4 protein-coding genes are annotated in these 3,219 nt (G+C 48.6%); all 4 read left to right on the plus strand.

Annotation, left to right across the window (positions count from 1 at the left end; all coding sequences use genetic code 11):
• Nucleotides 1-273, plus strand: a 273-nt coding sequence (locus WA010_RS01180; protein WP_422555347.1) for a hypothetical protein, incomplete at its 5' end; no start/stop codon positions are given.
• A gap of 67 nt (nucleotides 274-340) precedes the next feature.
• On the plus strand, nucleotides 341-1,324 hold the full coding sequence (locus WA010_RS01185) for an amidohydrolase family protein (RefSeq protein WP_422555348.1): 984 nt from the start codon (nucleotides 341-343) through the stop codon (nucleotides 1,322-1,324).
• 1 nt (nucleotide 1,325) lies between these two features.
• Entirely contained in the window at nucleotides 1,326-3,029 is a 1,704-nt protein-coding gene (locus WA010_RS01190; protein ID WP_422555349.1) for a bifunctional alpha/beta hydrolase/class I SAM-dependent methyltransferase, read from the plus strand.
• The coding region (locus WA010_RS01195; RefSeq protein ID WP_422555350.1) for a hypothetical protein at nucleotides 2,990-3,219 on the plus strand (230 nt) is incomplete at its 3' end. The genes WA010_RS01190 and WA010_RS01195, both read left to right, overlap by 40 nt.

Below are 3,219 nucleotides of genomic sequence, written 5' to 3' on the forward strand. Positions count from 1 at the left end.
ATTGTCAGTTGGTATGAGGATAAAGACGGCATATTGAATCGAGACTTATCGTATCCTGTGACGATCAAATGGTTTCCTCTATCGCACGGCAGTGTGTGGATAGCAGAGATAGAGAGAGACGGCAAAATCGTCATACCTTATACTAAAGGGAAAGAAGCATTTAATGCATTAATTAAGAAAAATGAAACCGAAAATTTTTATACCTTTTGGCTTCCACTTTTTGCTTTTGTGATGATCATTATCTTTGAAGCTTCGGCAATACGTGATAAATAATATTCAGAAGAATTTCAGCAAATCACTCGTAATATGTCAATATGTTTAAGTTTTTAGGAATGTAGTTATGAAAACCATTGATATCCATACCCACCTCCTCAGCAGTGATGTTGCGTTTGATCGTTTTTACGATAAATTGGCATTGCGTTTTTTCGCCAAAAAGTTCGGGATGAACCCCAAAGCACTCGTTAGCGATCCCTACGGCGAATACACCCGCGCGTTGGTCGAGTCGGTCAGAGGTTCACAACATGTTGAGAAAATTGTTCTCTTCGGCGTCGATGCACGGGTTGATGAAGAGGGAGAAATTCTTCACAAAGACATCACCGTGTGTGCGACCAACGAAGACGTGGCGGCTTTGTATCGAGGGAACGAGGATGTCATCATCCCCTTTTTCTCCATCAACCCCAAACGCCCCGATGCACTCGATCTCATCGACCGCTATGCCGATGCGGGATTTGCGGGAGCGAAGTTTTTGCAAAACTACTGGGGGGTCGATACCCGCGAAGCGCGCTACCGTCCCTATTTTGACAAACTGGCACAGCGTGGTCTGCCGCTGATCGTCCATGTGGGGAGTGAGAGCAGTGTTCACTCTTTTAAATCGTGCGAAAGTATCGAGATGCTCGATCAGCCTCTCGAAGCGGGTGTTCAGGTGATTTGCGCCCACATGGCACTCACCTATGAGCCGCGCCAAATATTCAAAGCCCTCTCCAAAAATCCGAAACATTTTAACGACGAGTATTACATCCTTATCGATATGCTCAAGCGTTATCCGAATCTCTACGCCGACATCAGCGCTCTCCTCACCCCCGTGAGAGCAAAAGTATTACGCCATCTAAGCCTACAGAGCGACATCCATCATAAGCTCCTCTTCGGCACCGATTTCCCCGTACCCTTTAGCATGATGCTCAACAGCTACGATCTACCGTACCGCAAACGTTTTGAGCTATCGCGCGAAGCGAACCCGTTTGATCGCTATGCGAAAGCGATTTTAGAGTATTTCCCAGCAGAGAGTCCCATTTATACGAACTACACCAAACTACTAGGAGAATAAGATGACAACCGGAAATTTCGTAAGCTTTGATGGTTCAGAGCTTTTTTATCGTGAATGGTCGCCGCAAAATCCCAACGGCAAAATCGTGCTGCTCCTCCATCGCGGACATGAGCACTCCGAACGACTCGATCCCATCGCCCGCAACACGATTTTCGAGGGATACAAAGTGTTCTCGTATGACAATCGGGGACACGGATACACCAGAGCCGATGCGACCTATGAGTTTATGAATCTGGTACGCGATTTGGAGGCGTTTGTCCGCTTTGTTTGTGTCAAAGAGGGGAAAAGTGCGGAAGATATTTTCGTCGTCGCCAACTCGGTCGCGGGGGTCGTCGCCTCGACGTGGGTGCACGATTATGCTCCGCGTATCGCGGGGATGGCACTGGTCGCTCCGGCGTTTGTCATCAAACTCTATGTCCCTCTCGCCAAACTCTCACTCGATCTGATGATACGGTTTAATCCCCGCATGAACATCAAATCCTATGTCAAAGCGAAGTTTTTGACCCATAATACGATAGAACAGGAGAGATACAACACCGATCCCCTCATCACCCCGAACATCCCTGCACGACAGCTCGTAACACTCCTCGATACCGCAAAGCGCGTTGTGGAGGATGCGAGCCACATCGTCACCCCGACATTGGTACTCTCGGCAACGTCGGATTATGTCGTCGACAGTCGCGTTCAAAAGGTATTTTATGAGCGTCTCAGTTCCCCGTTAAAACGGTTCGTGGAGTTGAAAGGGTTTTATCACGGTGTCCTCTATGAAGCGGAAGCGCACAAAGCGATCGATGCCATCGGAGTGTTTATGAAGGAGTGTTTCAACACCCCTAAAACCGACAAGAGTGAGCATCTCATCGCGTTGACCCAAAACGAAAAAGATAAGATTGCACGAGGGGAGATCACCACGTGTCAAAAGCTCTCCTTTGGGGTTCAGCGTTTTATGCTAAATACCTTGGGGTGGATGAGTGATGGGATGAAAATCGGGCTGAAATACGGGTTCGATTCGGGGGTAACCCTCGATTATGTCTACAAAAATACCCCAAGCGGTGTGGGTCTGCTGGGCAAAATGTCCGATAAAAACTATTTGGAGAGCATCGGATGGAGAGGGATTCGTCAGCGTAAAGTCAATGCCATCATTACTATCCGCGAAAAAATCGATCAGCTACGAAGCGAGGGAAAAGGGGTGAAAATCCTCGACATCGCCGGAGGACCTGCCCGCTATCTCATCGAACTCGCAGAGGAGTATCCTGATATCGAGGTGCTAGTGCGCGATTATCAGGAACAAAACGTCGAGCAAGGGCGCGCATTGGCAAAAGAGCGGGGTCTCTCTAATATCCGTTATGAGCAAGCCGATGCGTTTGATAAAACCAATTATGACCGAAATACCTACGAGCCGAATATCGTTGTCGTCTCAGGGGTGTTTGAGCTGTTTGAACAAAATGCACTGATCCAAAACGCCATCGAGGGGATCACTTCGATGATCGCACCGAATGGGTATTTGGTCTATACGGGTCAGCCGTGGCATCCGCAGTTGGAACAAATCGCCCATGTGTTGGGGAACCATCAGCAAACGCAATGGATCATGCGCCGTCGTAGTCAATATGAGCTTGATGCTCTCTTTGGGGCGTACGGGTTTGACAAAGAGGGGATGCGGATCGATGATTGGGGCATTTTCACTGTCTCATCGGCGCGACGCAAATAATCATGTATCCGTTTGATCCTGCCCTAGGCGCCTCTGCCACCCTCAAAGAGCGATTTGTATGGGTACTTTTTATGGGGGTGCTCTTTTTTATCCTCTATGGTGCGGCAAATCAGTATGCTTCGCTCACCCCGCACCCCTCGATTTTTATGGAGTGGGAGCGGCACATTCCGTTCGTCCCGTCATTCATCAT

The sequence above is a fragment of the Sulfuricurvum sp. genome, from assembly GCF_049305995.1.
Lineage (GTDB): Bacteria > Campylobacterota > Campylobacteria > Campylobacterales > Sulfurimonadaceae > Sulfuricurvum.

Coding starts and splice junctions, on each gene's coding strand:
- WA010_RS01190 (WP_422555349.1), top strand. CDS start 1,326: ATGACAACCGGAAATTTCGTAAGCTTTGATGGTTCAGAGCTTTTTTAT.
- WA010_RS01185 (WP_422555348.1), top strand. CDS start 341: ATGAAAACCATTGATATCCATACCCACCTCCTCAGCAGTGATGTTGCG.